The organism is Vibrio sp. 03_296 (assembly GCF_002265885.1).
Genome location: NZ_NPKW01000624.1, coordinates 1 through 828, shown reverse-complemented (window position 1 = coordinate 828; position 828 = coordinate 1). Strand labels below are relative to the sequence as shown.

Below are 828 nucleotides of genomic sequence, written 5' to 3'. Positions count from 1 at the left end.
GTCGTGGTGAATCAAATGTTGCGAGGGGTTGCCTAACGTTTGTCGATCATAAATCACCAACTCATTGTCATTCAGTTGCCACAATGACTCTAGAGAAGCTTGAATGGCAAACTCGTAACCCGTAAAGGTGTGGGACAATCCCGCCACAACCAAGCCTGACCATTCTGGATCATTTGAAATAACCCATACCTTATAAGGTTCCTTCATCATAAATCCTTCCTGGAAATGAAAATAAAGTACTAAGGGACTAAAAATAGATCTTATGAATAGTACTTTATTGTCAGATTTTGTTTTTGATTATCCTCACAATCCTTTTTTATTTATATAGAACTCATTTGTCATATCGCTTTATTTAAATGAAATTTAATAAAATCGGTTGTAACCCATATTTTCTCATCTAAATAAAATACCCCAAAACGAGTCGCGTAAATAAAGAGCAGAGATAAGAGTTAGAAGATAAAGACACGTGATAACCAAAAACGTTCGATGACATCATCTTTGATGCCATCGACGAAAAGGATGACTTTACTCAGCAACAAGCAAAGCAAAAGAAAAGGTGACGTTCATTCACATGCTTTTCGACGAGCGCGCCAAAAGAGCAACAAACCCAAAAGGCTAATCCAATTGACGCTGCCGCTGCTTTCCGATCCTGCACAGCCTAGGCCGACCTCAGCACCGCCAACACTGGCAGATGTATTACTCGAACACTCGTTGCTTTGGCCCCCACTCTCAGTGGTATTGTCATCTGGCGTTTCTTGGCTAGCCGTTGTCATAAACGTGGTTAGTGATTGCTGAGCAGGGAGTGTTGCCGAATCTGTGTAAGCACTT

General features: G+C 41.1%; 1 protein-coding gene and 1 pseudogene. Both read right to left on the bottom strand.

Translation table 11 applies throughout. The annotated features are described in order from the left end of the window. Nucleotides 1-210, bottom strand: a pseudogene (locus tag CIK04_RS26685) (DNA-binding response regulator); the annotation flags it as partial. Between the two features lie 353 nt (nucleotides 211-563). Continuing rightward, nucleotides 564-828, bottom strand: a 265-nt coding sequence (locus tag CIK04_RS26680; protein WP_128824723.1) for a GlyGly-CTERM sorting domain-containing protein, incomplete at its 5' end; no start/stop codon positions are given.